The sequence below is a fragment of the Pseudomonas sp. ESBL9 genome, assembly GCF_036668715.1.
GTDB classification, from domain to species: Bacteria; Pseudomonadota; Gammaproteobacteria; order Pseudomonadales; family Pseudomonadaceae; genus Aquipseudomonas; species Aquipseudomonas lundensis.
Genome location: NZ_JAZEVV010000002.1, coordinates 620,661 through 645,665 on the forward strand (window position 1 = coordinate 620,661; position 25,005 = coordinate 645,665).

The following is a 25,005-nucleotide window of genomic DNA, read 5'->3' on the forward strand; positions in this document are numbered from 1 at the left end:
CAGTAGGTCGCGGATTATAACGATGGTTTCTCGGCAGTGCTATCCGAAAAGTCTGAAATAGAGATACGAAGGAAGGTCGTCGCGAATTCTTCAGCCGATAAAGGCACGCTGACGATGTACCCCTGAATCTGTTCGCAGCCGGCGTTGGCCAAGAAGTCTTGCTGGGCCTGGTTTTCCACACCTTCGGCAATGACGGTGAATTGCATGCTGCGACCCAGGGCAATGATGGCCCGTACGATGGCTTCGTCATTGGGGTCGTGGGGTAAGCCGCGCACGAATGACTGGTCAATTTTCAAGGTGTCCAGGGGCAGGCGTTTGAGGTAGCTGAGTGAGGAATATCCGGTGCCAAAGTCATCTATCGCCAGTTGTACGCCTAATCGCTTGAGCTGATGCAGGACGTCCAGTGCTTCTTCGGTCTGGTTCATGATGAAGTTTTCAGTGATCTCAAGTTGCAGGCAACCCGGCTGGAGGTTGTATTTTTTCAGAAGTTGGCGGATGCGGCCGACCAGTCGGGGTTGGTGTAATTGGGCGCCGGCCAGGTTTACGGAAACCGGGCCAAAAGGTGCGTATGTCTGATTCCACTCATTCAATTGCATGCATGCACGCTCCAGCACCCAGTCACCCACCTGGATGATCATGCCGTTTTCTTCCGCCAGATGAATGAAGCGCTCAGGGGCAATGACGCCCAGCGTGGGGTGGGTCCAGCGAATCAGGGCTTCAGCGCCGACCAGACTCAGGTCGTGCAAGCTGATTTTGGGTTGATAGAACAGTGATAACTCGTTGCGCTCCAGCGCACGTCGCAGTTCCTGTTCGAGGATCACCCGTTCGCTCGCTTGTGAGGTGAGGTCATGGGTGTAGCGCTCAACCCGGTTGCGGCCTTTGAGCTTGGAGCGGTACATGGCGGCGTCGGCGTTTTTTACCAGTGTGGCCACGTCCGTGCCGTCATGCGGGTACACGCTGATGCCAATGCTGGCGCTGATAAACAGTTCGTGTTCGCCCGCTGGGAACGGTGCGCTGAAACAGGCCAGTAACTTGTTGGCAATCACCTCGGCATCACGGGGTTGCTGAAGGCCGGGCAGCAGGATAATGAATTCATCGCCGCCGAGGCGGGCGACGGTATCAATGTCGCGCAGCTGCACCTTGAGGCGTGCGGTGATGCCTTTGAGCAACAGATCGCCCACCGGGTGGCCCAGGCTGTCGTTGATGTTTTTAAAGCGATCAAGGTCCAGAAACAGTACTGCCGCGTGTTGGTCTTGCGCATTTTGCTGATTGAGGATCTGGTCCAGTCGGCTCTCGAACAGCAAACGGTTAGGCAAGCCAGTCAGCGGGTCGTGATGGACCTGATGATCCAGACGCGCCTGTGCGTGCTTGAGGCTGGAAATGTCGGCAAAGACGGCCACAAAGTGAGTGACGATATTTTCGGAGTTGTGTACTGCGCTGATCGTTATCCAGCAAGGATAGACTTCCCCGTTTTTGCGCTTGTTATAAATCTCCCCTTGCCAGTGTCCCTCGCCTGACAACTGATGCCACATGGCGGCAAAGAAGGCGCTGTCGTGCTGATTGGAGGCCAAAATCCGCGGTGTCTGGCCGAGTACTTCGGCCTCGCTGTAGCCCGTGATCTCGGTGAAGGCGCGGTTCACGGCGGTGATGGTTTGCGCCGGGTCGGTGAACAAGATGCCTTCAGCCGTGCTTTCGAACACGGTGGCGGTTTGCAGGAGTTTTTCCTGCATCTGTTGGCGTTCGGTGATGTCCCGCGTGATGGTCAACATGCAGTCTTCATCACCGATTTTCAGCGGTCGGCTAGAGACTTCACAGATGCGTATGCGCCCGCTTTTGTGGCGCAATTTGCACCTGAAATCCCGTACAAACCCGTCCTCACTCAGGCGTGTGAGTAACTCTTGGCGTTGGTGAACATCGGCCCAGATGTTGAGGTCCAGAGAGGATCGATTCAGTGCGCTGGCGCTGTCGTAGCCCGTCAAGCGGCTGAAGCCTTCGTTGATTTCGATCAGCAAGCCATCACTTTGCCGACTCAACAGCAATCCGTCTGGCGATGCATGGAAGGCTTTGGCAAATTTTTCCTCAGAAAGGCGCAGCGCTTCTTCGGTTTGTTTGGTTTCGCTGATGTTGATCATCAATCCGCGCAGTACGGGCGTCTGATTGTGCGTGGAAAGCGTGATGATGTCCCGTAGCCACAGGGTTCTGCCATCGGCGGTTATCACGCGATAGTCGATGCTGTGGTCGCGCCCGGCCTTGATTTCACTTTCGCAGTACATTTTGGTTCGGGGCAGGTCATCGGGATGGATGATTCGCTCCCAGAACCCAGGGGTCAGCCAGTCGGCCAAGGGGTAGCCGATGAGTGTTTCGGCCTGAGGGGAAACATAGGTGTAGGTGTAGTCATCCCGTTGGGCCTCCCATGCGATGGCAGACAGACTTTCGACCAAGCCTCTGTAGCGGTATTCGCTACTGCGCAGTTCCTGTTCGAGGGCAACGCGGCGGGCTATTTCGGAGCTCAAGCGCCTGTTGATGCGCACGACCACGATCAATACGGTGACGAGCAACAAGATGCCCGGCAGTACATACAGCAGTAACCCGCGCCACAACGCCTGATAATCGCCGGTATTGCCGATCCAGCGCGCTTGAATGGCTTCGATTTCACGGGGTGTCATGTCGGCCATGACTTTATCCAGCAGGCGCAACAGGATGGTTTGGTCTTTGGGTACGGCCATTGCCAGTTGATAGCGATACGGGGTTTCGCCACTGACGTACAACCCGTCCAGCTTGAGCTGGCGCAGGCTCCAGACGCTGGACGCCAGGTCGCCCACCATGGCGTCGACTTGATCGGTAGCCAATGCTTGTAGCGCGGAGCTGACATTGGGCAGGGCGACGAGATTCAGGTCGGGGTGTTGGGCATGCAACAGCTCGTGCGGGGCGTAGTTTTCGACCACGGCGATTTTCAGCCCATACAGCTCATCAATGTTTTTTGGGGCGGGGCCGCCTTTGTGCGCGAGGATGACAATCGGGAAGTCGAGGTAGGGGCGCGTAAAGGCCAGGGTTTTCTGACGCTCAGGGGTCGACATGATGCCGGGTAGCCAGTCGAGACTGCCTTCTTTGGCGAGCTCAAGGACGCTGCTCCAGTCGTAGGGCTCCACGGGTTTGATGCTCACACCCAAACGGTTTTTGATCAGTTCCACGTAGTCCGCGGCCAGGCCGGTATAGAGGCCCTTTTCGTCGCGGAACTCAAAGGGTGGCCATGACGCATCCACCCCAAGGCGTAGCTCGGGATGCTTGTCGAGCCACTGTCGCTCTTCATCGGTCAACGTCAAGGCGTTGGCCGCTGTGGAAAAGGCGATTAGCAGCAAGAGGAGGGTGGCTGGCAGTCGTGGCATGCGGGGCTCGTTCTACTCGCGAATGTGACGAGTGTAGACGGGCTGTGGGATATGGACGTGAGGCGCTGGAAAGGTTTGGCGGGTACAAAGCAAAACCCCCGGCAGGGCCGGGGGTTTTGGTATCACTCGTCGAGGAAGGAGCGCAGGTGCTCGCTTCTCGTCGGGTGGCGCAGCTTGCGCAACGCTTTGGCTTCGATCTGACGAATCCGCTCACGGGTAACGTCGAACTGCTTACCAACCTCCTCAAGGGTGTGGTCGGTATTCATGTCGATACCGAAGCGCATGCGCAGTACTTTGGCTTCACGAGCTGTAAGGCCGCCGAGTACATCGCGTGTCGCTTCTTTAAGGCTCTCAACGGTGGCAACATCGATTGGCGACTGCATGGTCGAGTCTTCGATGAAATCACCCAGATGGGAGTCTTCGTCATCACCGATCGGGGTTTCCATGGAGATCGGCTCTTTAGCGATCTTCAATACCTTGCGGATTTTGTCCTCAGGCATTTCCATGCGTTCGCCCAGCTCTTCCGGGGTCGGTTCGCGACCCATTTCCTGCAGCATTTGGCGGGAAATACGGTTGAGCTTGTTGATCGTCTCGATCATGTGCACCGGAATACGGATGGTGCGTGCCTGGTCGGCAATCGAGCGAGTGATCGCCTGACGGATCCACCAGGTGGCATAAGTCGAGAATTTGTAGCCGCGGCGGTATTCAAACTTGTCTACCGCTTTCATCAAGCCGATGTTGCCTTCCTGGATCAGGTCGAGGAACTGCAAGCCACGGTTGGTGTACTTCTTGGCGATGGAGATCACCAGACGCAAGTTGGCTTCAACCATCTCTTTCTTCGCGCGGCGGGCCTTGGCCTCACCGATCGACATGCGACGGTTGATGTCCTTGATCTCGGCAATCTTCAAGCCGGTTTCTGCTTCTAGAGCAGACAGCTTTTGCTGGCAACGGATGATGTCCGGTTGCAAGCGGGCAATGGCTTCAGCGTATTTGCTTTTGCCTTTGGCCAGCGCGTCGCTCCAGCTTTCGTCGACTTCATTGCCCGGGAACAGGCGAAGGAAATCAGTACGCGGCATGCGTGCATCACGGACGCACAGCTGCATGATGGCCCGCTCTTGTGCACGCAGACGCTCCAGAGCGCTGCGAACACGTTCAACCAGGCCTTCGAACTGCTTGGGCACCAGCTTGATCGGCATGAACAGCTCAGCCAGGGCAACCAGCTCGGCAATCGCCTGCTTGCTGTCGCGACCGTGCTTCTTCAGTGCCTTGCGAGTGATTTCCATCTGATCGGAAACGGCGCCGAAGCGCTGTGCCGCGATGATTGGATCGGGGCCGCTTTCGACCTCTTCCTCTTCATCGGTAGCGTCGTCCTTCTCTTCCTCTTCGTCATCACCTTCGGCCTTGGCCGTTTTAGGATCGACAGGAGGCGGAACCTCGGCTGCAGGCGGCGTAATTCCATCGTCCGGGTCGATATAACCGCTCAGGACGTCAGAAAGGCGACCACCTTCGGTGGTGACGCGAGTGTACTCGGAGAGAATATGGTCAACCGTGCCAGGGAAGTGCGCGATTGCGCCCATCACTTCGCGGATGCCTTCTTCGATACGCTTGGCGATTTCAATTTCGCCTTCGCGTGTCAGCAGTTCTACCGTGCCCATTTCACGCATATACATGCGTACTGGGTCGGTAGTGCGACCAATATCGGTTTCTACTGCCGCCAACGCTGCAGCTGCTTCTTCAGCAGCGGCTTCGTCGGTGTCAGCATCGGCCAACATAAGGGCGTCCGCATCCGGAGCACTCTCGTGTACGGGGATCCCCATGTCATTAATCATGCGGATGATGTCTTCCACTTGCTCCGGATCTGAAATATCTTCGGGCAGGTGGTCGTTGACCTCTGCGTAAGTCAGATACTTCTGCTCACGGCCGAGGGTGATCAACTCTTTGATACGAGACTGCTGTTGCGCTTTTCCGGACATAACACCCTATCCACTGAAGGTCTTGGCGGGCAAAAAACAAGCCGAGGATTATACCTTAGCTATGACCTCACGCGCCAGTTGAGGTCGGGTTTGATGCGGGATTATTGCGACTCAGAAGGTCGCGTAACTGATTTTTCTCCTCGCTACTTAGCTCGCCTTGACGTGCTTTTCGAAGAAGTTGTTCCAGATTTCGCTCGCGTTGGCGAGCTGACAAGCTAGTTATGGTGTCGAAAAACTGTTGTTCAAGGTTGTCGGCGTCAATTAGCCATTCCTTTTCGAGCAGTCTTTGCAGCAAGCGGCCCTGTTCAGTGCCGTGCCAGCGGGACAACAACTGAATAGAGCTTAGCTTAGGATTCTTCTGTACGGCCTCGACCAGCGCGATCAAGAGCTGGTTATTCGTCTGGTCTTCGGCCGCAAAGTGGCCCGCGTCTTCTACTTTTTTGGCCAGTTGCGGGTGATGCAGCAAGGTGCGCAGGGCGGTTAATGTCGGCGGTTCAACGCCGACCGGGATCCAGGCCTGCTCGCGTTCGCCGCCGCGCTTGCCTTTTTTGTCCCATGGTTTGTTTTCCCACTTTTTACCGCCCGCCCCCGACTTTTTCGGCGTCCATTCCTGTTGGGGAACGTACGTTTCCGGCTGCTGAAAGTCGCTGTAGTCCGGCATGGCATCGTAATCGATGCCGGGGTCGTAGGCGGGTTGCGAAGGGGGTGGTGCGCTTTGCGCCAGTTGGCTGACCGCTTCGCTGTTGAGGCCCGTAATTTCGCTCAAGCGTTGGCGCATCAGGTTGCGCAGGTTGGCGCCCGGCACTTTGTCGATGAGCGGTGCTGCCAGCGTGGCCATGTGGGCCCTGCCTTCGAGCGAGCGCGGATCGGTTTCTTCAGTCAGTTGCTGGAAAAAATAATCTGCCAGCGGCTGCGCGTGCTGGTTAATGCGCGCCTTGAACGCATCAGTGCCTTCGGAGCGCACCAGTGTGTCCGGATCCTCGCCTTCTGGCAGAAACAGGAAGCGGGCGCGGCGGCCATCTTGCAGGCAGGGCAGTGTGGCCTCAAGCGCGCGCCAGGCGGCATTGCGGCCGGCCTGATCACCGTCAAAGCAAAACAATACGCTCGGTACGACCCGAAACAGGCGCTTCATGTGCTCTTCGCTGGTCGCGGTGCCTAGCGTGGCTACGGCATTGCGCAAGCCCTGTTGGGCCAAGGCAATGACGTCCATATAACCTTCAACCACGATGATTTCGTCGAGGCTGCGATTGAACTTGCGCGCTTCGAACAGCCCGTACAATTCCTGTCCTTTGTGGAAGACAGGTGTTTCAGGGGAGTTCAGGTATTTGGGCTTGTCATCACCGAGCACGCGACCGCCAAACGCAATGATGCGGCCACGGCTGTCGCGAATCGGGAACATTACGCGATCGCGAAAGCGGTCGTAGCGTTTGCCGGTTTCAGCGTTCTCAACCAATAAGCCCGCATCGATCATGGCTTTTTGCTGCAGGGTGTCGCTGCTCAAGTGCTTGTAGAGGTTGTCCCAGCCGGGCGGAGCAAAGCCCAGGCCGAAATCCCGGGCGATTTCGCCGGTCAGGCCCCGGCCTTTCAAGTAGTCCACGGCGGCTCTGCGCGCCGGGTGGCTTTTCAGGGCCTGTCGATAAAAATCGGCGGCTGCGGTCAGCAGCGGGTAGAGCGGCGAGTCGGTCGGCTGTCGCGGTTTGTGCGAGCGACCGCTTTCCTCTCTGGGAATCTCCATGCCTGCGGCTTTGGCCAGTTCTTCGACGGCCTGGGGGAAGTCCAGGTTGTCGTGGTCCATGATGAAGCCGAGGGCATTGCCGCCTGCGCCACAACCAAAACAGTAATAAAACTGTTTATCCGGGCTGACACTGAACGACGGTGTTTTTTCTTTATGGAAGGGGCAGCAGGCGGTGTAGTTTTTGCCTGCTTTCTTCATTTGCACGCGCGAGCTGACGACATCGACGATATCGGTGCGGTTCAGAAGGTCGTCAATAAAGCTCTGGGGGATTAACCCGGCCATGGCGTTCTCGTCATCTCAGCGCAAAAAAAGCCGTATAGAAAGGTTTGGTCATGGCGGCGTGCAGGCGAAAACGCTGCTCGTACGTGTGACGTCTGCTCAATCATGTCGGGAAGTGTATCTGTCGAAGCTCCGCAGACTCGTATTTAAAACAGAGTAAATGGGTTCGAAATATCACGCTCTGAGTCCGGCGCTGACCAATGGCTGGTCTCGGATAGCTCATAAGCAGGCATGGGAGAGATGCCTTGGGCTGATCGTCTTTGAGGAGAATCAGAGGTGTGTGCTCGTCGGTAGCCTTGAAGGCTCGTCAGTAAAGACGTGCACCGCTGGCTTAAAGGCCAGGTCTGACGTGGTGTAGCAGTTTGTCGCGGTCGCATCTGCGGCCTTGACGGTAAAGCGTGTAACTTGCTGCAACTGCCTACGGCCCGGCTTTAGGCCGGGCTTGGCAGAAGCGTGCAACGAACGTCTGTGTATTAGTACAGACGGACGGCGCGGCGCTGCTCGCGCTGAACTTTCTTCGCGTGACGCTTAACAGCGGCTGCTGCTTTGCGCTTACGCTCGGAAGTCGGCTTCTCGTAAAATTCGCGGCTGCGAACTTCAGCCAGTACACCGGCTTTTTCGCAGGAGCGCTTGAAACGACGCAGAGCTACGTCGAAGGGTTCGTTCTCTTTTACTTTGACGGCTGGCATCCAGAGCTACCTTCATTCATTACCGGGGTCAACGTCTCAAGGCAAAATCGCGTTGGAAGACGTCGGTTTTTAAGGGTTGCGGATGTTAACCCCTCATCGCCCGGAATGCAAAGCCTCTGATCGAAAACCGCTGGCCGGGGGCGGTAGTGGCGACTATTATGCGCGCCTTCGAATTTAGCCTCTACAAGGCGCAAACCCATGCTAGTACTGGGATTAGAAACCTCCTGCGACGAAACCGGCGTCGCGCTATACGACAGTGAACGCGGGCTTTTGGCCGATGCACTGTTCAGTCAGATCGATTTGCACCGTGCCTATGGAGGCGTGGTGCCTGAGCTGGCATCACGGGATCACGTCAAACGCATGCTGCCCTTGATTCGTCAGGTGTTGGCCGAGGCAGACTGCGTGCCGACCGAAATCGATGCAATTGCCTACACGGCGGGTCCAGGCTTGGTCGGGGCCTTGCTGGTCGGGGCTTCCTGCGCCCAGGCACTGGCCTTCGCATGGGGCATTCCTGCCTTGGGCGTACACCACATGGAAGGCCATTTGCTGGCCCCCATGCTGGAAGATCGGCCCCCAGAGTTCCCGTTCGTCGCATTGTTGGTGTCAGGTGGCCATACGCAGCTGGTTCAGGTGGATGGCATCGGTCAATACGCGCTGCTGGGCGAAACGCTGGACGATGCCGCAGGCGAGGCTTTCGACAAAACGGCGAAGATGATGGGACTCAACTATCCGGGGGGGCCTGAAATTGCCCGCCTTGCCGCCCAAGGTGTGGCGGGACGCTTTGTGTTCCCGCGGCCCATGACCGATCGCCCTGGCCTCGATTTCAGTTTCAGCGGCCTCAAGACCTTTGCCTTGAACACTTGGCAGCGCTGCGTGGCGGCGGGTGATGATAACGAACAGGCCCGTTGCGACATCGCGCTGGCGTTTCAGCAGGCCGTGGTGGAGACGCTCACCATCAAGTGCAAGCGCGCCCTGAAGCAGGCAGGCATGAAGCGTCTGGTGATAGCCGGCGGTGTGAGCGCAAACAAGGCGTTGCGGGCTTCGCTGGAGACCATGCTCGGTGGCATGAACGGTCAGGTGTTTTATGCGCGGCCTGAGTTTTGTACGGACAATGGCGCGATGATCGCATTCGCCGGGTGTCAGCGCTTGCAGGCGGGCCAGCACGAAAGTTTGGCAATCAGTGTGCAGGCGCGCTGGCCGATGGAGCAGTTGAAGCCTTTGTGACGGTGGTGTTCAGGCGTTTACTGGCCAGCATGAGGTATTTTCATGCGGGTAAATCAGAAATGCCGTTCGCGCCCGGCCATCAGGTCGCGTAAATTGCCGCGGTGGCGCCAGACAATCAGTGCGGTTAATCCACACATGGGCAGCAGCGCGGCAGGCTCTTGCCAGGCCAGGAGTGGCAGGGTCAAGGGGGTGGCGATCAGTGCGGCGAGTGAGCTGGTGCGGGTCAGCTGGAAGGTCAGCAGCCAGGCCAGAACGGCCAGCAAGGCGGCGGGAGGATAAAGCCCCAGCAGCATGCCGGCAGCCGTGGCGACGCCTTTGCCGCCCCTGAAGCGGAAGTACAGGGGATACATGTGCCCGATGACGGCGCACACGCCAATCCAGGCTTGTTGCTGGAGTGGCAGGTTGAGTTGGTTGGCGAGCAGGACGGGCAGCAGGCCTTTGCACAGATCACCGAGCAAGGTCAGGACGGCCAGTTTTTTACCGGCCAGGCGTAACATATTGGTCGCGCCAGCATTGCCTGAGCCACTCATTCGCGGGTCGGGATTACCCGTCAGGCGGCTGAGCAAAATGGCGAAGGACAGCGAGCCAAGCAGGTAGGCGATAATCGCCAGTAACCAAAACATGCTAACTATTCCGGGCGAGGACGCCCTGATTCTAACGGCGCATTGCGCCCTTGTCGTGCTGCGGAGAAAAGTGCTTGGACAGAGTGTTTATCGAAGGCCTGGAAGTTGACACCGTGATCGGTGCCTATGACTGGGAGCGTGGCATCCGTCAGTGTTTGCGCCTTGATCTGAATTTTGCGTGGGATAACCGCCCGGCCGCAGCGGGGGATGATCTGACCCTTGCGCTGGATTACGCCAGCGTCTCGACCAGAATTCAGGACTTTGCCGAGCAAGCCCACTACCAATTGGTAGAAACCTTTGCCGAGCGTCTGACGGAAGTGTTGATGCGTGAATTCAATATTCCCTGGATGCACCTCAAGCTGACCAAGCCGGGCGCCGTCGCGGCCGCCACAGGGGTGGGCGTGGAGATTGAGCGCGGATGTCGCTAACTCAGGTTTTTCTCGGGTTGGGCAGTAATGTCGAGCGCGAAAAGCATTTACAGGCGGGGCTCGATGCGCTGGCTGGCTTCCTGCACGGCATGCAGTGCTCGGCGGTCTTCGAAAGCCAGCCTGTAGGCATCAAGAGTGGGCCTTTTTTCAACCTGGTGGTGGTGGCCAACACGGATCTTCCTTTAGCTGAGTTGAGCCGACGTTTGAAGCTGATCGAAGCCGATAACGGACGATATGCTCAGGATCGCAAGGGTCTGCCGCTGGACATTGACGTTTTGTTTTACGGCGATCTGGTGGGCAACTTTGACGGTTTGGTCCTGCCGCGCGCCGAGATTCTCAAGAATGCCTTTGTGCTGTGGCCGCTTTCGCTCATCGCCCCTGACAAATTGCACCCGATTGTGGGCATCACGCTGAGTCAGATGTGGGCTGATGCGCAGATTGACCAAGTGCTCGCCCCGGCTGCGTTTGAATGGCGGGGCGAACCCTTAACACCTAAAGAGATGCTGAGGCACCTGTAAGGCGCTGCCGCTCTAACCTGTTGGACAGCGGCTACGAAGCAGGCCCCGGGTGTTTGCGGGTCTCTTTGTACGTGTGTATAGCCCTGAGCCGTTCGCGCTTGAGGGCTTCTCCCAATTCCGGCCCCTTGAAGCCCTGTTCCAGCAGCGGCTGAACGGCAACGGCCTGTGCCGCTTTTGCGGCGCCGCGCAGGTAATCAGCCTGCGGGTAAGGCCGCTCTTCAAGTCCAAGGCGGCCCTTGGCGTCCATCTCGCACGCGACGATAAACTCCTCAAAGCGCTGAGGCCGGCGGTATACGTCAAACCGTTGCAGCAAATCCAGTAAGGTCGAGGCCTTCAGCTCAAAGGCACGATGCCCGTGGGTGTGATATTCACCGACCAGCAATGCAAGTTCCTGGCAATCGCGGGGCGCCTTGAAACGCTCGTTCACCGCCTTGATCAGCCGCAGCCCTTTGTGTTCATGGGCAATGTGGCGAGGCCATTTATCTTCAGGTGTTAGGCCTTTGCCCACGTCATGCAGTAGGCACGCCCAGCGGACGGTCAAAGGCTGATGATGTCGCGCAGCTTGTTCAAGCACGCTGAGGGTGTGAATGCCGCTGTCGATTTCCGGGTGATGAGCCGGCGGCTGCGGTACACCGAACAATGCTTGAACTTCCGGTAACAGCACCTCAAGGGCGCCGCACTGTCTGAGCACGTCGATAAAGATGTGGGGATGATCTTCCATCAGCGCGCGGGAAATTTCCTTCCAGCAGCGTTCCGGTGTCAGCGCCTGCAGTTCGCCCGAGGCCGACAGTTGACGCATCAGTTCAAGTGTTTCGTCTGCAACCTTGAAACCCAGGCCCGCATAACGTGCTGCAAAACGTGCAACGCGCAGCACCCGTAGCGGATCTTCGGCGAATGCCGGGGAAACATGGCGCAGTATGCGCGCTTCCAGGTCCCGTTGGCCGTGGTAGGGATCGGTGATAGTGCCCGCATCATCTTCGGCCATCGCGTTAATGGTCAGATCGCGGCGGATCAAATCTTCTTCAAGGGTCACGTCAGGGCTGGCATGAAATACAAAGCCCCCATAGCCGCGTCCGCTTTTACGCTCGGTGCGGGCGAGGGCGTATTCCTCACCGGTTTTGGGGTGCAGAAAGACCGGGAAGTCGGAACCCACGGGACGAAAGCCCTTGGCCAGCATTTGTTCTGCGCTTGCGCCTACCACGACCCAGTCGATGTCAGTGACAGGCTTGCCCAGCAAGCGGTCTCGGACTGCGCCGCCGACTTTATAAATCTTCATAAAAAACCTCCGTTAGCGCGACAGGATAACCGCTGCGTCGCGCAAACGGAGGTTCACGTGCGTCACAGGTGAATGGCGCTCAAATCCAGGCGCCCATAGTCAGCGTCCCCATGTTCGCCTTTAGGCGGAACATGATGGACTTTCATCACTTGATCTCCTTGCAGCGTCTCCAGATGAATATCGAAGCCCCACAGGCGGTGCAGGTGTTTAAGGACCTCGTCGGTGGAATCGCCCAGCGGTTTACGGTCATGTTGTTGATGGCGCAGGGTGAGGGAGCGGTCGCCGCGGCGGTCAATGCTCCAGATCTGTACGTTGGGCTCGCGATTACCCAAGTTGTACTGCGCTGCCAGGGTTTCACGAATGATCCTGTAGCCGTTTTCGTCATGGATGGCGGGAACGAGTAAATCGTCTTTCTGATCGTCATCCATGATGCTGAACAACTTGAGGTCGCGCATCACCTTGGGAGACAGGTATTGCAGGATGAAACTTTCGTCCTTGAAGCTGCTCATGGCGAACTTGATGCTGGATAACCAATCGCTACCGGCCAGTTCCGGGAACCAGCGGCGGTCTTCCTCGGTGGGGTCTTCACACATGCGCCGGATATCGCGGTACATCGCAAACCCCAGTGCATACGGGTTGATACCGCTGTAATAAGGGCTGTCAAAACCCGGCTGAAACACCACGCTGGTGTGCGAGGTCAGGAACTCCATCATGAAGCCTTCCGTTACCAGCCCTTCATCGTAAAGGTCGTTCATCAGGGTGTAGTGCCAGAAAGTTGCCCAGCCTTCGTTCATGACTTGTGTCTGGCGCTGCGGGTAAAAGTACTGCGCGATTTTACGTACGATACGCACCACTTCCCGCTGCCAGGGTTCCAGCAGCGGCGCGTGTTTCTCGATGAAATACAGGATGTTTTCCTGTGGCTCGTCGGGGAAACGCGCATTGTCCTTTTCGTTGAATTTGTCAGCGTTCTTGGGAATGGTGCGCCACAGGTCATTGATCTGTTTTTGCAGGTGCTCTTCGCGCTCCTTCTGACGCCGCCGCTCTTCTTCGGCCGAAATCGGGTAAGGCCGTTTGTAGCGGTCTACGCCGTAGTTCATGAGTGCATGGCAAGAGTCCAGCAGGTCTTCCACGGCATCGATACCGTGGCGCTCTTCGCATTGCATGATGTATTGCTTGGCGAACACCAGGTAATCAATGATCGAACTGGCATCAGTCCAAGTCCGGAACAGGTAATTGCCCTTGAAGAAACTGTTGTGGCCATAGCAGGCATGGGCAACCACCAGGGCTTGCATGCAAATGGTGTTTTCTTCCATCAGGTAAGCGATGCACGGGTCTGAGTTGATGACGATTTCGTACGCCAGCCCCATTTGCCCACGGCTGTAGGATTTCTCGGTACTTAAGAAATGTTTGCCGTAGGACCAATGGTGATACCCCAACGGCATCCCGACAGAGGCATAGGCGTCCATCATTTGCTCGGCGGTAATCACCTCAATCTGGTTGGGGTAGGTGTCCAGTGCATACCGTTCTGCCAAGCGACCGATTTCCCGGTCGTAGGCCTGGATCAGTTCAAAGGTCCACTCGGAGCCAGTGGAGATAGGGTGGCGCTTATTCTCTTTGGCGGTCATGTCACTAACCTGCGCTGGAAGAGTTCACGGAAGACCGGGTAAATATCGCCGGCCGAGACCAGTTGTTGCTGAGCGAAGGTGTCGGGAAAAGCCTCGTTGATACGCTCATATTCGTACCAGAGTGCCTGATGTTCGCGTGGGGTAATTTCCACGTAAGTGTAGTACTGCACGAACGGCATGATCTGGTTGATCAGAATGTCACGGCAAATGGGTGAGTCGTCGTTCCAGTTGTCACCGTCGGAAGCCTGGGCGGCGTAAATGTTCCATTCATTCGTGGGATAGCGCTCGGCCATGATCTCCTGCATCAACTTGAGGGCGCTGGACACGATGGTGCCGCCGGTTTCCCGTGAATAGAAAAACTCCTCTTCGTCCACTTCCCGTGCGCTGGTGTGGTGGCGAATAAAGACCACCTCGATCTTGTCGTAATTTCGCTTCAGGAACAGGTACAGCAGGATAAAGAACCGCTTGGCGATGTCCTTGGTGGCTTGTGTCATGGAGCCTGAAACGTCCATCAGGCAGAACATCACCGCCTTTGAACTCGGGTTGGGGTGTTTGACCAGCAAGTTGTATTTCAGGTCGAAGGTGTCGAGGAACGGCACGCGATGAATTCGGGCGCTGAGTTTCTCGATTTCAGCTTCGATGTCTTTGATATCGCCGAAATTGTCCGGTTCTTCGCGCTTCAAGCGCTCCAGTTCAGTTTTGGCTTCTTTGAGCCGTGCGCGGCTGCTGCCGGTCAGTGCGATGCGCCGGGCATGGGCTGAACGCAACGTCCGAATGATGTTGATGCGTGAGGGATTGCCCTCGTTACTGATACCGGCACGTACGGTTTTAAAGGTGTCGGTGCCGGTCAGGTGGCGTTTGACCAGGTTCGGCAACTCGAGGTCTTCGAACATGAATTCGAGGAACTCTTCTTGGGTGATCTGGAACACGAACTCATCCATGCCCTCGCCGGAATTGCCTGCCTTGCCCGGGCCGCCCCCACCCCCGGACCCGCCTTGGGGGCGCTGAATGTGTTCGCCGCTGGTGAACTCCTTGTTGCCCGGGTGTACGACGGTCTGTTTACCGCCGCGACCGTGGTGCAACACCGGCTCATCAATGTCGCGACCGGGAATGCTGATCTGTTCGCCATGCTCCATGTCAGTGATGGAACGCCGGCCCACGGCTTCTTCGACGGCCTTTTTGATGTGGTCGCGATAGCGCCGCAGAAAACGCTGGCGGTTTACCGTGCTCTTGTTCTTGCCATTGAGGCGTCGATCGATCACATAGCTCATAAGCCCTCCGGGCCGCTTCAAGAGGTGAGCTGCACGCCGCAAGCCACTGCGAGCTCCCGGGATCGGGAGTGTTCGTCAGGTGCGAGCAGCGTGTAGCCGGGCGCTTGCCGCTGCCTCACTGCGATTTTCTGACCCGCAGGTACCACTCAGAGAGCAGTCGTACTTGTTTGTCGGTGTAGCCGCGTTCAACCATTCGGGTCACAAAGTCGTTGTGCTTCTGTTGATCCTCTTTGCTCGCCTTGGCGTTGAAGCTGATGACCGGCAACAGGTCTTCAGTGTTGGAGAACATTTTCTTCTCGATGACCACCCGCAGTTTTTCATAGCTGAGCCACGTCGGGTTCTTGCCATTGTTGTTGGCGCGGGCACGCAGAACGAAATTGACGATTTCGTTGCGGAAATCTTTCGGATTGCTGATGCCCGCAGGTTTTTCGATTTTTTCCAATTCCTCATTAAGGGCAATGCGGTTGAGGATTTCTCCGGTTTCGGGGTCGCGGTATTCCTGGTCCTGAATCCAGAAATCGGCGTACAGCACGTAGCGGTCGAAAATGTTCTGCCCGTATTCGCTGTAGGACTCCAGGTAAGCGGTCTGGATTTCCTTGCCGATGAACTCGATATACCGGGGCGCCAGGTACTCTTTCAAAAAGCGCAGATAACGCTCGCGGGTTTCGGGCTGGAACTGCTCTTGTTCGATCTGTTGTTCAAGCACGTAGAGCAAGTGCACCGGGTTCGCGGCGATTTCGTGCGGGTCGAAGTTAAAGACTTTGGACAAAATCTTGAAAGCAAAGCGGGTCGAGAGACCGTTCATGCCTTCGTCTACACCGGCGCTGTCGCGGTACTCCTGAATGGATTTGGCCTTTGGATCGGTGTCCTTGAGGTTTTCGCCGTCGTAGACCCGCATTTTGGAGTAGATGTTGGAGTTTTCCGGTTCTTTGAGGCGTGACAGTACTGTGAACTGCGCCAGCATCTTCAGGGTGTCAGGTGCGCAATGGGCCTTGGCCAGCGAGCTGTTATACAGCAGCTTGTCGTAGATTTTGACTTCGTCACTGACCCGCAGGCAGTACGGCACTTTGACGATGTAAATCCGGTCGATGAACGCTTCGTTGTTTTTGTTGTTACGGAAGGTGTGCCATTCCGATTCGTTGGAGTGCGCCAGCAAAACCCCGGTAAACGGAATCGCCCCCAGTCCTTCGGTGCTGTTGTAGTTACCTTCCTGAGTGGCCGTGAGCAATGGGTGCAGCACCTTGATCGGTGCCTTGAACATCTCGACGAACTCCATCAGACCCTGGTTGGCGCGGCACAAAGCGCCGGAATAGCTGTAGGCGTCGGCGTCGTTTTGCGGGAATTCTTCGAGCTTGCGGATATCGACCTTGCCCACCAATGCCGAAATGTCCTGGTTGTTTTCATCACCGGGTTCGGTTTTCGCCACTGCAATCTGGTTAAGGATCGACGGGTAGAGTTTGACCACCCTGAACTGGCTGATGTCGCCGCCAAATTCAGCCAGCCGCTTGGTGGCCCAGGGCGACATGATGGTGCTCAGGTAGCGCTTGGAGATCCCGAAGTCTTCCTCAAGAATCGCGCCATCTTCCGTGGCGTTGAACAGGCCCAGTGGCGATTCGAATACCGGCGAGCCTTTAATGGCGTAGAACGGGACTTTCTCGATCAATTGCTTGAGTTTTTCAGCCAGGGACGACTTACCGCCACCCACCGGGCCGAGGAGGTAAAGGATTTGCTTCTTCTCTTCCAGCCCTTGGGCTGCATGGCGGAAGTAGGAAACGATCTGTTCAATGCACTCTTCCATTCCGTGGAAGTCGGCAAAGGCCGGATACCGGCGAATCACTTTGTTGGAGAAGATTCGCGAGAGGCGAGAGTCTGTCGAGGTGTCCAGCAGTTGCGGTTCACCAATGGCCATCAACAGCCGTTCGGCGGCCGAGGCGTAAGCGCTTTTATCGTTTTTGCACAGCTCAAGGTATTCCTGGAGTGTAAGTTCTTCCTGGCGCGTGGATTCAAAGCGCTGTTGGAAGTGGCTAAAAATACTCATGACGTCACCTCGCTCGATACGTGGAGCCGGCGATTGATCGGTCAGTTCGAGTGCTGGCATGCGGCAACGTTGCTGTTGCTGTGTACCCCCCAGGACACCATCAAAGGGGCTAACCCTTTGAAGTTACTACTGATGATCCTCACGCCGGTGTACCGGCTCTCCCCAGATTCGGATGGCCTGAGCTAAAGGATAGTTGGTTCTGGGAGAGGTCAAGGTGAGATGCGCGAATTGTTGTGCGCGACCGTTGGTCAGGCAGGGCGCCAGCCCACTGAATACGTGGGCTTGGCGTGTTTTAAAAAATTATTCCTCCGGGCTTTGGGCGATTTCGCCCGGATAAGTCGCACGCCACAACTCGAAACCACCGTCGAGGCTGTACACCTCGCTGAATCCCTGACCTGCCAGGTAGGCCGCCGCGCTCTGACTTGAATTGCCGTGGTAGCAAGCGACGATCAGCGGCGCATCCAGATCGGCCTTGGCAATGAAGTCGTGCAGCGAGTGGTTGTCCAAGTGTGTCGCGTTTTTGATATGCCCGGCGGCATAGGCTTGCGGGTCGCGAATGTCGACCACCACGGCGCCTTGATCGCGCAGTGCTTGGGCCTGTTCGGGAGGGATACGTTTGAAATCGGTCATGGGAAATTCCTGTGGCCTGACTACGGGCGTGGAGTCGTTACGCCCAAAGGTTGGGAAGGGGGTTGGACGCTGGCGGGGGCTTTAAGGTGCAGATCATCGCAGTCGCAGCTCAAACGCTGGCCGCTGTCGACGTTGAGCAGGGTCATGGCGCCGCCCCAGACGCAGCCGGTGTCGAGGGCGTAGATGCCGGGCTCCTTGCAGTTGCCTTCAAGTGCGGCCCAGTGACCGAAGATAATCTTGAGGTCTTGGGTTTTGCGTTCTTTATAACTGAACCACGGTGCATAGCCGGGTGGAGCGCTGCCCACGCCTTCTTTGCTTTTAAGGTCGAGTTTGCCGTCGCGGGTGCAAAACCGCATGCGGGTGAAGTAGTTGGTAATGACCCGCAGGCGTGCAATGCCCGTGAGGTCGCTGTCCCATTTGGCAGGCTCGTTGCCGTACATGCCATCAAGGAATGGGCCCAAGAGGCTGTCATCGCGCAATGCGTGCTCCACTTCGCCAGCATATTTGAGGGCTTTTTTCAGGCTCCATTGCGGGGGAATGCCTGCGTGGACCAGGGCGGTATTTCGCTCGAGGTCGTAATGCAACAGTGGTTGCTGGCGCAGCCAGTCCAGCAGTTGGTCGCAATCCGGTGCCTCAAGGATCTCGCGAAGCGTGTCACCCTTTTTCAGGCGCTCAATGTTGTTGCCCACCGCAAGCAGGTGCAGGTCGTGGTTGCCCAGCACGCAGACCAGTGATTCACGCAGGCCATACAGAAAACGTAGCGTCTCCAGCGACTCAGGTCCCCGGTTTACGAGGTCGCCTACCAGCCACAGGGTGTCTTTGGTCGGATCAAAGGCGACCCGCTCCAGCAAGCATTTGAGGGGTTGGAGGCAGCCTTGGAGGTCACCAACGGCATAGACCGCCATCAGTGCAGTGCTCCGGGGACGGCGAGGCGAAAGGGCGCAATGATGGCCTTGAATTCATGATCGTCTTGGGCGTGCATCAGGTAGCTGCCCTGCATGGTGCCGACCTGTGTGGTGATCACGGAGCCGCTGCTGTAGGTGTGTGCCTGGCCCGGCTTGATCAACGGTTGTTGCCCGACCACACCGGCACCGCGTACTTCTTCGGTGTGCCCGTCGCCATCGGTGATGATCCAGTGACGCGACAGCAGTTTTGCGGGGATTGAGCCGTTGTTCTTCACCGTGATGGTGTAGGCGAAGGCGAAGCGGTCGTGCTCGGGTTGAGATTGTTCTGGCAAGTAACGGGTGACGACGCTGACGTCAACCTGATAGCGGGGTTCGGACATGCGGTAGGCCTTACTTGAAAGCAGAGACACAGCTCGGGATAAAACTGATGCCTGAGTCTAGGCCAAGTCACGGGTACTAGGCCAGATGCGGCCAGTACCCGATTTGTAAGGACGGTCAGTCGGCAGCGGGCGCTGCGACGGCTTGCTCGCTCAGTTTGTCGGCCAGACGCACAAATGCCGCCAGGTCGAGTTGCTCGGGACGCTTGCTGCCATCGACGCCAGCGGCTTCGATTTCAGCGTTGCTCAGCAAGGCTTTGAGGGTGTTGCGCAACGTTTTGCGACGCTGGTTGAAGGCCTCGCGCACGACGCGCTCCAGCAAACGATGATCCTTGGCCGGGTGCGGCAGGGTCTCGTGTGGCACCAGACGCACAATGGCCGAGTCGACTTTGGGCGGCGGGTTGAAGGCGCCCGGCCCGACGTTGAACAGGTGTTCCACGCGGCAATGGTACTGAACCATGATCGACAGACGGCCCCAGTCGCCACCGCCCGGACCTGCGGCCATACGCTCAACCACTTCTTTTTGCAGCATGAAGTGCATGTCGCGGATCAATTCGGCGTTTTTCAACAGGTGAAAAATCAGCGGCGTGGAGATGTTGTACGGCAGGTTGCCGACCACACGCAGGGTGCGGGGTGCCGCGCCCAGTGTGTTGAAGTCGAACTTGAGGGCGTCGCCCTGATGCAGGTTGAAGTTGCTCATGCCTGCGAACTGTTGGTTCAGGATCGGGATCAGGTCTTTGTCCAGTTCGACCACGTCAAGTTGGCCGCCACTGTGGAGGATGCCTTCAGTCAATGCGCCCTGGCCCGGGCCGATCTCCAGCAGGCGATCGCCTGCCTTGGCATTGATGGCGCGCAGGATGCGATCGATTACACCAGCATCGTGCAGGAAGTTTTGACCAAAGCGCTTGCGCGCCTTGTGTTGGTATTGCTCGTTCATAAACGGGTCTCGGCCATCTGGTAGGCGGTTTCCAGGGCGACTTGCAGGCTGCCGGTGTCGATCTTGCCGCTGCCCGCCAGATCCAGGGCGGTGCCATGGTCAACAGAGGTGCGGATGATCGGCAAGCCCAGGGTAATGTTGACGGCGGCGCCAAACCCCTTGTACTTCAGCACGGGCAGGCCTTGGTCGTGGTACATCGCCAGCACTGCGTCACAGTGCTCCAGATATTTGGGGGTAAACAGAGTGTCGGCAGGCAGCGGGCCACGCAGGTCCATGCCCTCGCTGCGCAGAAGCTCCAGGGTGGGTTCGATAATGTCGATTTCTTCATGGCCCAAATGTCCGCCTTCGCCCGCATGGGGGTTGAGCCCGCACACCAGGATTCGCGGTTGGGCAATGCCGAATTTTTGTTGCAGGTCGGCGTGCAGAATGCGCGTCACCCGCATCAGGCGTTCGGGGGTGATTGCATCCGCGACCTGACGCAGTGGCAAGTGTGTGGTGACAAGCGCCACGCGAAGGCCGCGGGTGGCGAGCATCATCACAACCTGTTCGGTGCGGGTCAGGTCGGCGAGGAATTCGGTATGACCGGAAAACGGGATGCCGGCTTCATTGATAACGCCCTTGTGAACAGGGGCGGTAATCATGCCTGCGAAGTCGCCGTCCACACAGCCTTGGGCGGCGCGGGTCAACGTGTGCAGCACAAAGGCGGCATTGGCCTTGTCCAGTACGCCGGGCGTCACCGCAGTGCTCAGCGGGGTATCCCACACATACAAGCTGCCTGCGGGCGCCGGTTGTTCGGGCCATTGCCCCGGCACGACGGGCAGCAGGTTGACGTCCACCCCCAGCTGGGCGGCCCGCTCAGAGAGCAGGTCGCAGCTGGTGATGGCAATCAGGGGATGGGGCTGGTGTTGCGAAGCGAGCAGCAGGCACAGGTCTGGACCTATGCCTGCCGGTTCGCCGGGTGTCAGTGCAAACCGCTGGGTGTTCACTGAGCCGCCTGGCTTGCGCTCTCGTCCGAGTTCGCGCCGGGCAGTTTGATCTCTACGTAGGCTTCGTCACGGATCTGACGCAACCAGCTTTGCAGCTCTTCGTCGTACTTACGGTTGCGCAAGGCGTTCATGGCCTGTTGCTCACGCGCTTGAGAGGTGCTGTCCGTGGCGCGGCGACCGAGTACTTCCAGCACATGCCAGCCGTATTGAGTCTTGAACGGTTTGGACAATACACCTTGAGGCGTGTCGGACATGGCAGCACGGAACTCGGGAACCAGTGAGTTGGGGTTGACCCAATTCAAATCGCCGCCGTTAAGTGCCGAGCCCGGGTCTTCGGAGTAGGTTTTTGCCAGGGTGGCAAAATCTTCGCCCGCTTCGATGCGGTCGTGGATTTTGTTGATCAGGGCTTCGGTCTGCGCTTCAGTGCGGATTTCGCTTGGCTTGATCAGGATGTGACGAACATGTACTTCGTCCACTACCACAGACTGGCCGCCGCGCTTGGCATTGAGCTTAAGGATGATGAAGCCGCCCGGTGTACGAATAGGCTCGGTGATTTCGCCAACCGGCATTTTGCTGAGCAGGCTGTCAAATGGAGGTGGCAGTTGAGCTGCTTTACGCCAGCCCATGTCGCCACCTTCCAGAGCAGTGTCGCTGCCCGAACGGGCAATCGCCATCTGGCCGAAGTCGGCGCCTTTCTTCAGTTGGTTGTAGACATCAACCGCTTGCTTGTAGGCGTTCTGGATGGCTTGCGAATTCGCGCTTTCAGGCGTTGGAATCAGGATATTGGCCAACTGGAACTCTTCGGACATCTGCATCTTGCCCAGGTCCGATTTCAGGAAGTTTTGCACTTCCTGATCGGTGACCTGAATGCGCTCGGCCACACGACGCTGGCGCACACGGCTGATCGTCATTTCGCGGCGAATCTGCTCGCGGGCGTCTTCATAAGACAGACCGTCGTGTGCCAGGGCCCTGCGGAACTGATCGATGGTCATGCCATTGCGCTGGGCAATGGTGGCCACGGCATCGTTCAGCTCTTCATCGGTGATACGAATGCCCATGCGCTCGCCGAGCTGCAATTGCAGGTTCTCGACGATCAGGCGCTCCAGCACTTGCTGATCCAACACGCTGGTAGGCGGTACGCCCTGACCGCGTTTGGCGATGGTTTGCTGAACTTCATGAACACGCTGGTCCAGTTGGCTCTGCATGATCACGTCGTTGTCGACGATGGCCACGATTTGGTCGAGAGGTTCAACCGCGGCGTGAGCCGCGGTACCCAGGAACAACGCGCCCAGCACTAGCGGGCGCAAACACTCAGAAAGCTTGATCTTCACGTTCACGATAACCTTGGATGCCTTTGTCGAGGAAGCTCTCTACTTTGGTGCCAACAACGCCACCGAGACCTTTCAGCACAATTTGAAGGAAGAGACCATGGTCGCCCTTTTCGTTGGTCGGGGCTTCTTGGGTGTACTCATCGTTGTCGACCCAGTAACGGTTGATCAGACGAAGTTTCCAGCAGCAGTTGTCGTATTCGAAACCACCGAAGGCTTCCAGCGTGCGGTTACGGTTGTAGTCGTACTGCCAGCGGCTGATGACGTTCCACTGCGGCACGATCGGCCAGATAACCGAGAAATCATGCTGCTGGATCTTGTAGTAGTCCTTGATGTAGCCAGGTTGACCTTTCACACCGAAGTCACCGCCGCCGATTTCCCACTTACCGGTGTACTGGTTGTAGCGCACCTGGTCATTGCGATAGCGATAGCCAATGTTGACGACTTTGTTCGGATTGTCTTCCGGCTGGTAATGCATCATCGCGCTGCCAGAACGTGGGCTACGGGTTTCCGGATCCCAGTTGTAGTCAGCGGTTGCGCGCCAGTCACGGTTGAAACGGTAGGCGTACTCAAGTGCATACGGCGAAACGCTGGAGGTGGAATCGTCGCGGTTCTCCTCAATACCTGGCATTTGCACTTTGCGATCTTTGAAGTAATAGGCCTGGCCCACGCTGATGCGTTGGCGCTCGAAGCCGTTTTCTTCAATCCAGCGACTGGTCAGGCCCAGCGACAGTTTGTTCTCGTCGCCCACACGGTCACTGCCCGAGAAGCGGTTGTCCCGCCACAGGGAGCCGTAGCTGAAGGTGCTTTCGCCTGTGTCGAAGACCGGGATGTCTTGCTGATTGCGCTCAGGCACATACAGGTAGAACGCACGCGGCTCCAGGGTCTGGCGGTAGTTGGTGCCGAACCATTGAGTGTTGCGATCGAAATAAAGGCCGCTGTCGATACTGGCAATTGGCACGCTGCGGTTTTGGGAGCTTTTGTAAACGCCTCCATTGTAAATCTTTCCATTTTTTGCAGCAGTGGCTTGGGCATTTACGATGTCGCTTTTCCCAGTGCCGTCCAGATCAAGATCGTACTGGGTGTAGATGTACTTGAGCTTTGGCGTGACATAGCCATAGCTCGCCGTCATCGGCAAGCTCATGCTCGGCGCAAGATTCAGACGCGTACCGTTTGCTCTAGCCAAACCGGTGACGTTGGTGTCGAGTCTTTTAGCTGGAGTACCGTCTTCGTTGATGAAATCACCGTTTTCAAGGTCACGATCAAACCGTACCAGTTCGGTGTTGTAGTTAAAGTTCACACCACCCGGATGATACGGCAGCGCACCATTGAAGGTGATTTGCGGCAGTTTGTTGTAAGGGGTGATTTGGGTCACGGTGGCCATTTGATAGGCCTGCGCATTCAACTTCGCGTTAAACGTGTCGCCACGGTACGTCACCGAACCCTGCTGGTTCACGTAGTCCTGACTTTCAATACCGATCTGTTCGGTTTCAAGATCCTGGAAGTAATACGGATCGCTGATCTTGGTGTAGTCGACCTCGGTCAGGACGCGGGAGTCCAGGCCACCCTTGTGCTGCCAGTTGAGCATGTAGCGGGTGTCTTTGTAGTCAGTCTGGTCTTTGCGCTTGTCGTCCTTGTCGTTCAGGTAAGCAGCACCGAACTGGCCTTCGCTGGACTCGGTGAGGTAGCGGAATTCGCCTTCCATCAACAAGCCGCGTTTGGTCATGTAGCGCGGGTACAACGTGGCGTCGTAGTTGGGCGCCAGGTTGAAGTAGTACGGGGTCACGAGCATAAAGCCGGTGTCGGTGCTGCTGCTGAACGACGGCGGCAGGAAACCGGACTGACGGCGATCGTCGATCGGGAAGTAGATGTACGGGGTGTAGAAGACCGGAATGTCTTTGACCCGCAACGTCACGTTGGTCGCTGTACCGAAACCGGTGGCCGGGTTCAACGTGATGTTGTTGCCCTTGAGTTGCCAGGCGTTGCTGTTCGGTTCGCACGTGGTGTACGTACCATCCTTGAGGCGGATGATCGCGTTTTCGCCGCGCTTGGCGTACAGCGCACTGCCGCGAATGCGCGACTTGTGCAGGATGTATTCAGCGTTGTCGACCTTGGCCGCGCCGGTGTCGAGCTGCACATCGGCGTGGTCGCCGACGATCAGTGCACCGTTGTCGCGCAGACGGACTTTGCCATTGAGCTCGCCGCGGTTTTCAGCCTGATACAGGCTGGCTTCGTCAGCCTCGATCTGCATGCTGCCCTGACGCATGACAACGTCACCGGCCAGCGTTGCGATCTGTTCTTCCTGCTGGTAGCGGGAAGCCTTGGCGCCGATAAAGGTCGGTGCATCGCTTTTGCTGGTCGGGTCGTTCATGCCCGGACGGATCGGCTCGACATACGCGCCTGCGCAATACGGGCCGGTCTCGGCCAGTTGTGCGGGGGTCAGCTTGTCTCGCGGAACCCAGTCGAGGTGACTGTAGTCGGCACTGCGCGCTTTGAGACCACGGCCCTTGGCTTCTGTCACCAAAGGGGTCTGGGCGACCTCCTCGACGGGTTCGCCATTGGCGCCCACCGAGTTGGCGTTGTGAACCGGGCGCGGCGGCAATTGAGCCGTGGTCGCTTTCGGTGCGCAGTCCCAGCCGCCCGATGCCGACACGGAACAGTCATACTGCTCCTCGGCAACAGCGAAAGGCGTGGCTAGAGGTTGCATGGCCAGCAAACTGCCGGTTACCAGCAACGGAAATTTTTTACGAAACGCGGGGGATTTCAATGCCATCTTA

19 protein-coding genes are annotated in these 25,005 nt (G+C 57.4%); 3 read left to right on the forward strand and 16 right to left on the reverse strand.

Annotated elements, in window-relative coordinates; translation table 11 throughout:
* Window positions 1-14: 14 nt before the first annotated feature.
* The 4 genes from V6F78_RS09405 to rpsU form a co-directional block, all read right to left on the reverse strand.
* Window positions 15-3,386, reverse strand: coding sequence for a bifunctional diguanylate cyclase/phosphodiesterase (locus tag V6F78_RS09405; RefSeq protein WP_047295867.1), 3,372 nt, complete (start codon window positions 3,384-3,386; stop codon window positions 15-17).
* Window positions 3,387-3,508: 122 nt separating this feature from the next.
* Window positions 3,509-5,359 carry an RNA polymerase sigma factor RpoD gene (gene rpoD / locus V6F78_RS09410; protein WP_094990655.1) on the reverse strand — a complete coding sequence of 617 codons (1,851 nt, stop codon included), beginning with the start codon at window positions 5,357-5,359 and terminating at the stop codon, window positions 3,509-3,511.
* A 67-nt stretch (window positions 5,360-5,426) separates the two neighbouring features.
* A complete protein-coding gene (dnaG, locus tag V6F78_RS09415; RefSeq protein WP_047295863.1) occupies window positions 5,427-7,376 on the reverse strand; it encodes a DNA primase in 1,950 nt (649 codons plus the stop codon).
* 470 nt (window positions 7,377-7,846) lie between these two features.
* Window positions 7,847-8,062, reverse strand: a complete 216-nt coding sequence (rpsU, locus tag V6F78_RS09420) for a 30S ribosomal protein S21 (protein ID WP_002551877.1) — start codon at window positions 8,060-8,062, stop codon at window positions 7,847-7,849.
* A gap of 198 nt (window positions 8,063-8,260) precedes the next feature.
* Here rpsU and tsaD point away from each other — a divergent pair, with 198 nt between their 5' ends.
* Window positions 8,261-9,286: a tRNA (adenosine(37)-N6)-threonylcarbamoyltransferase complex transferase subunit TsaD gene (gene tsaD, locus V6F78_RS09425; protein ID WP_047295861.1), complete on the forward strand. Its 1,026-nt coding sequence runs from the start codon at window positions 8,261-8,263 to the stop codon at window positions 9,284-9,286.
* Window positions 9,287-9,339: 53 nt separating this feature from the next.
* On the opposite strand, the gene plsY is transcribed toward tsaD, so the two are convergent.
* A complete protein-coding gene (plsY, locus tag V6F78_RS09430; RefSeq protein WP_047278031.1) occupies window positions 9,340-9,909 on the reverse strand; it encodes a glycerol-3-phosphate 1-O-acyltransferase PlsY in 570 nt (189 codons plus the stop codon).
* Between the two features lie 74 nt (window positions 9,910-9,983).
* Between plsY and folB the strand changes: the two genes are divergently transcribed.
* Both folB and folK read left to right on the forward strand, forming a co-directional pair.
* Window positions 9,984-10,337 (forward strand): dihydroneopterin aldolase, encoded by a 354-nt coding sequence (gene folB, locus V6F78_RS09435; RefSeq protein ID WP_169840096.1) that lies wholly within the window; start codon window positions 9,984-9,986, stop codon window positions 10,335-10,337.
* Window positions 10,328-10,855, forward strand: a complete 528-nt coding sequence (folK, locus tag V6F78_RS09440; protein WP_047295857.1) for a 2-amino-4-hydroxy-6-hydroxymethyldihydropteridine diphosphokinase — start codon at window positions 10,328-10,330, stop codon at window positions 10,853-10,855. The genes folB and folK overlap by 10 nt, the downstream gene beginning before the upstream one ends.
* A 31-nt stretch (window positions 10,856-10,886) precedes the next feature.
* Here the strand turns inward: folK and V6F78_RS09445 are convergent, their stop codons facing one another.
* The 11 genes from V6F78_RS09445 to V6F78_RS09495 form a co-directional block, all read right to left on the reverse strand.
* On the reverse strand, window positions 10,887-12,131 hold the full coding sequence (locus V6F78_RS09445; protein WP_047295855.1) for a multifunctional CCA addition/repair protein: 1,245 nt from the start codon (window positions 12,129-12,131) through the stop codon (window positions 10,887-10,889).
* A gap of 62 nt (window positions 12,132-12,193) precedes the next feature.
* Window positions 12,194-13,756, reverse strand: coding sequence for a SpoVR family protein (locus V6F78_RS09450; protein WP_047278022.1), 1,563 nt, complete (start codon window positions 13,754-13,756; stop codon window positions 12,194-12,196).
* Window positions 13,753-15,027, reverse strand: a complete 1,275-nt coding sequence (locus V6F78_RS09455) for a YeaH/YhbH family protein (protein WP_047278020.1) — start codon at window positions 15,025-15,027, stop codon at window positions 13,753-13,755. Before V6F78_RS09455 ends, V6F78_RS09450 begins: the two co-directional genes overlap by 4 nt.
* A gap of 115 nt (window positions 15,028-15,142) precedes the next feature.
* Window positions 15,143-17,065, reverse strand: coding sequence for a PrkA family serine protein kinase (locus tag V6F78_RS09460; protein ID WP_047278017.1), 1,923 nt, complete (start codon window positions 17,063-17,065; stop codon window positions 15,143-15,145).
* A gap of 300 nt (window positions 17,066-17,365) precedes the next feature.
* A complete protein-coding gene (glpE, locus tag V6F78_RS09465) occupies window positions 17,366-17,695 on the reverse strand; it encodes a thiosulfate sulfurtransferase GlpE (protein ID WP_047295853.1) in 330 nt (109 codons plus the stop codon).
* A gap of 20 nt (window positions 17,696-17,715) precedes the next feature.
* The gene (locus V6F78_RS09470; RefSeq protein WP_047278012.1) at window positions 17,716-18,600 is read right to left on the reverse strand and encodes a symmetrical bis(5'-nucleosyl)-tetraphosphatase; all 885 of its coding nucleotides are present in this window, start codon (window positions 18,598-18,600) and stop codon (window positions 17,716-17,718) included.
* The gene (gene apaG / locus V6F78_RS09475) at window positions 18,600-18,980 is read right to left on the reverse strand and encodes a Co2+/Mg2+ efflux protein ApaG (protein WP_047281413.1); all 381 of its coding nucleotides are present in this window, start codon (window positions 18,978-18,980) and stop codon (window positions 18,600-18,602) included. Before apaG ends, V6F78_RS09470 begins: the two co-directional genes overlap by 1 nt.
* A 115-nt stretch (window positions 18,981-19,095) precedes the next feature.
* Complete coding sequence (rsmA, locus tag V6F78_RS09480; protein WP_047279308.1) at window positions 19,096-19,914, reverse strand: 16S rRNA (adenine(1518)-N(6)/adenine(1519)-N(6))-dimethyltransferase RsmA; 819 nt, start codon at window positions 19,912-19,914, stop codon at window positions 19,096-19,098.
* Window positions 19,911-20,900, reverse strand: coding sequence for a 4-hydroxythreonine-4-phosphate dehydrogenase PdxA (gene pdxA / locus V6F78_RS09485; protein ID WP_047295849.1), 990 nt, complete (start codon window positions 20,898-20,900; stop codon window positions 19,911-19,913). The genes rsmA and pdxA overlap by 4 nt, the downstream gene beginning before the upstream one ends.
* Window positions 20,897-22,237 (reverse strand): peptidylprolyl isomerase SurA, encoded by a 1,341-nt coding sequence (surA, locus tag V6F78_RS09490; RefSeq protein ID WP_169840099.1) that lies wholly within the window; start codon window positions 22,235-22,237, stop codon window positions 20,897-20,899. The genes pdxA and surA overlap by 4 nt, the downstream gene beginning before the upstream one ends.
* Window positions 22,212-25,001 carry an LPS-assembly protein LptD gene (locus V6F78_RS09495; RefSeq protein ID WP_332727029.1) on the reverse strand — a complete coding sequence of 930 codons (2,790 nt, stop codon included), beginning with the start codon at window positions 24,999-25,001 and terminating at the stop codon, window positions 22,212-22,214. Before V6F78_RS09495 ends, surA begins: the two co-directional genes overlap by 26 nt.
* Window positions 25,002-25,005 lie beyond the last annotated feature (4 nt).

Bases quoted from the DNA above. Each gene is read 5' to 3' on its own strand.
- V6F78_RS09405 (WP_047295867.1), bottom strand. From the start codon at position 3,386: ATGCCACGACTGCCAGCCACCCTCCTCTTGCTGCTAATCGCCTTTTCC.
- rpoD (WP_094990655.1), bottom strand. From the start codon at position 5,359: ATGTCCGGAAAAGCGCAACAGCAGTCTCGTATCAAAGAGTTGATCACC.
- dnaG (WP_047295863.1), bottom strand. From the start codon at position 7,376: ATGGCCGGGTTAATCCCCCAGAGCTTTATTGACGACCTTCTGAACCGC.
- rpsU (WP_002551877.1), bottom strand. From the start codon at position 8,062: ATGCCAGCCGTCAAAGTAAAAGAGAACGAACCCTTCGACGTAGCTCTG.
- tsaD (WP_047295861.1), top strand. From the start codon at position 8,261: ATGCTAGTACTGGGATTAGAAACCTCCTGCGACGAAACCGGCGTCGCG.
- plsY (WP_047278031.1), bottom strand. From the start codon at position 9,909: ATGTTTTGGTTACTGGCGATTATCGCCTACCTGCTTGGCTCGCTGTCC.
- folK (WP_047295857.1), top strand. From the start codon at position 10,328: ATGTCGCTAACTCAGGTTTTTCTCGGGTTGGGCAGTAATGTCGAGCGC.
- V6F78_RS09445 (WP_047295855.1), bottom strand. From the start codon at position 12,131: ATGAAGATTTATAAAGTCGGCGGCGCAGTCCGAGACCGCTTGCTGGGC.
- V6F78_RS09450 (WP_047278022.1), bottom strand. From the start codon at position 13,756: ATGACCGCCAAAGAGAATAAGCGCCACCCTATCTCCACTGGCTCCGAG.
- V6F78_RS09455 (WP_047278020.1), bottom strand. From the start codon at position 15,027: ATGAGCTATGTGATCGATCGACGCCTCAATGGCAAGAACAAGAGCACG.
- V6F78_RS09460 (WP_047278017.1), bottom strand. From the start codon at position 17,065: ATGAGTATTTTTAGCCACTTCCAACAGCGCTTTGAATCCACGCGCCAG.
- glpE (WP_047295853.1), bottom strand. From the start codon at position 17,695: ATGACCGATTTCAAACGTATCCCTCCCGAACAGGCCCAAGCACTGCGC.
- V6F78_RS09470 (WP_047278012.1), bottom strand. From the start codon at position 18,600: ATGGCGGTCTATGCCGTTGGTGACCTCCAAGGCTGCCTCCAACCCCTC.
- apaG (WP_047281413.1), bottom strand. From the start codon at position 18,980: ATGTCCGAACCCCGCTATCAGGTTGACGTCAGCGTCGTCACCCGTTAC.
- rsmA (WP_047279308.1), bottom strand. From the start codon at position 19,914: ATGAACGAGCAATACCAACACAAGGCGCGCAAGCGCTTTGGTCAAAAC.
- V6F78_RS09495 (WP_332727029.1), bottom strand. From the start codon at position 25,001: ATGGCATTGAAATCCCCCGCGTTTCGTAAAAAATTTCCGTTGCTGGTA.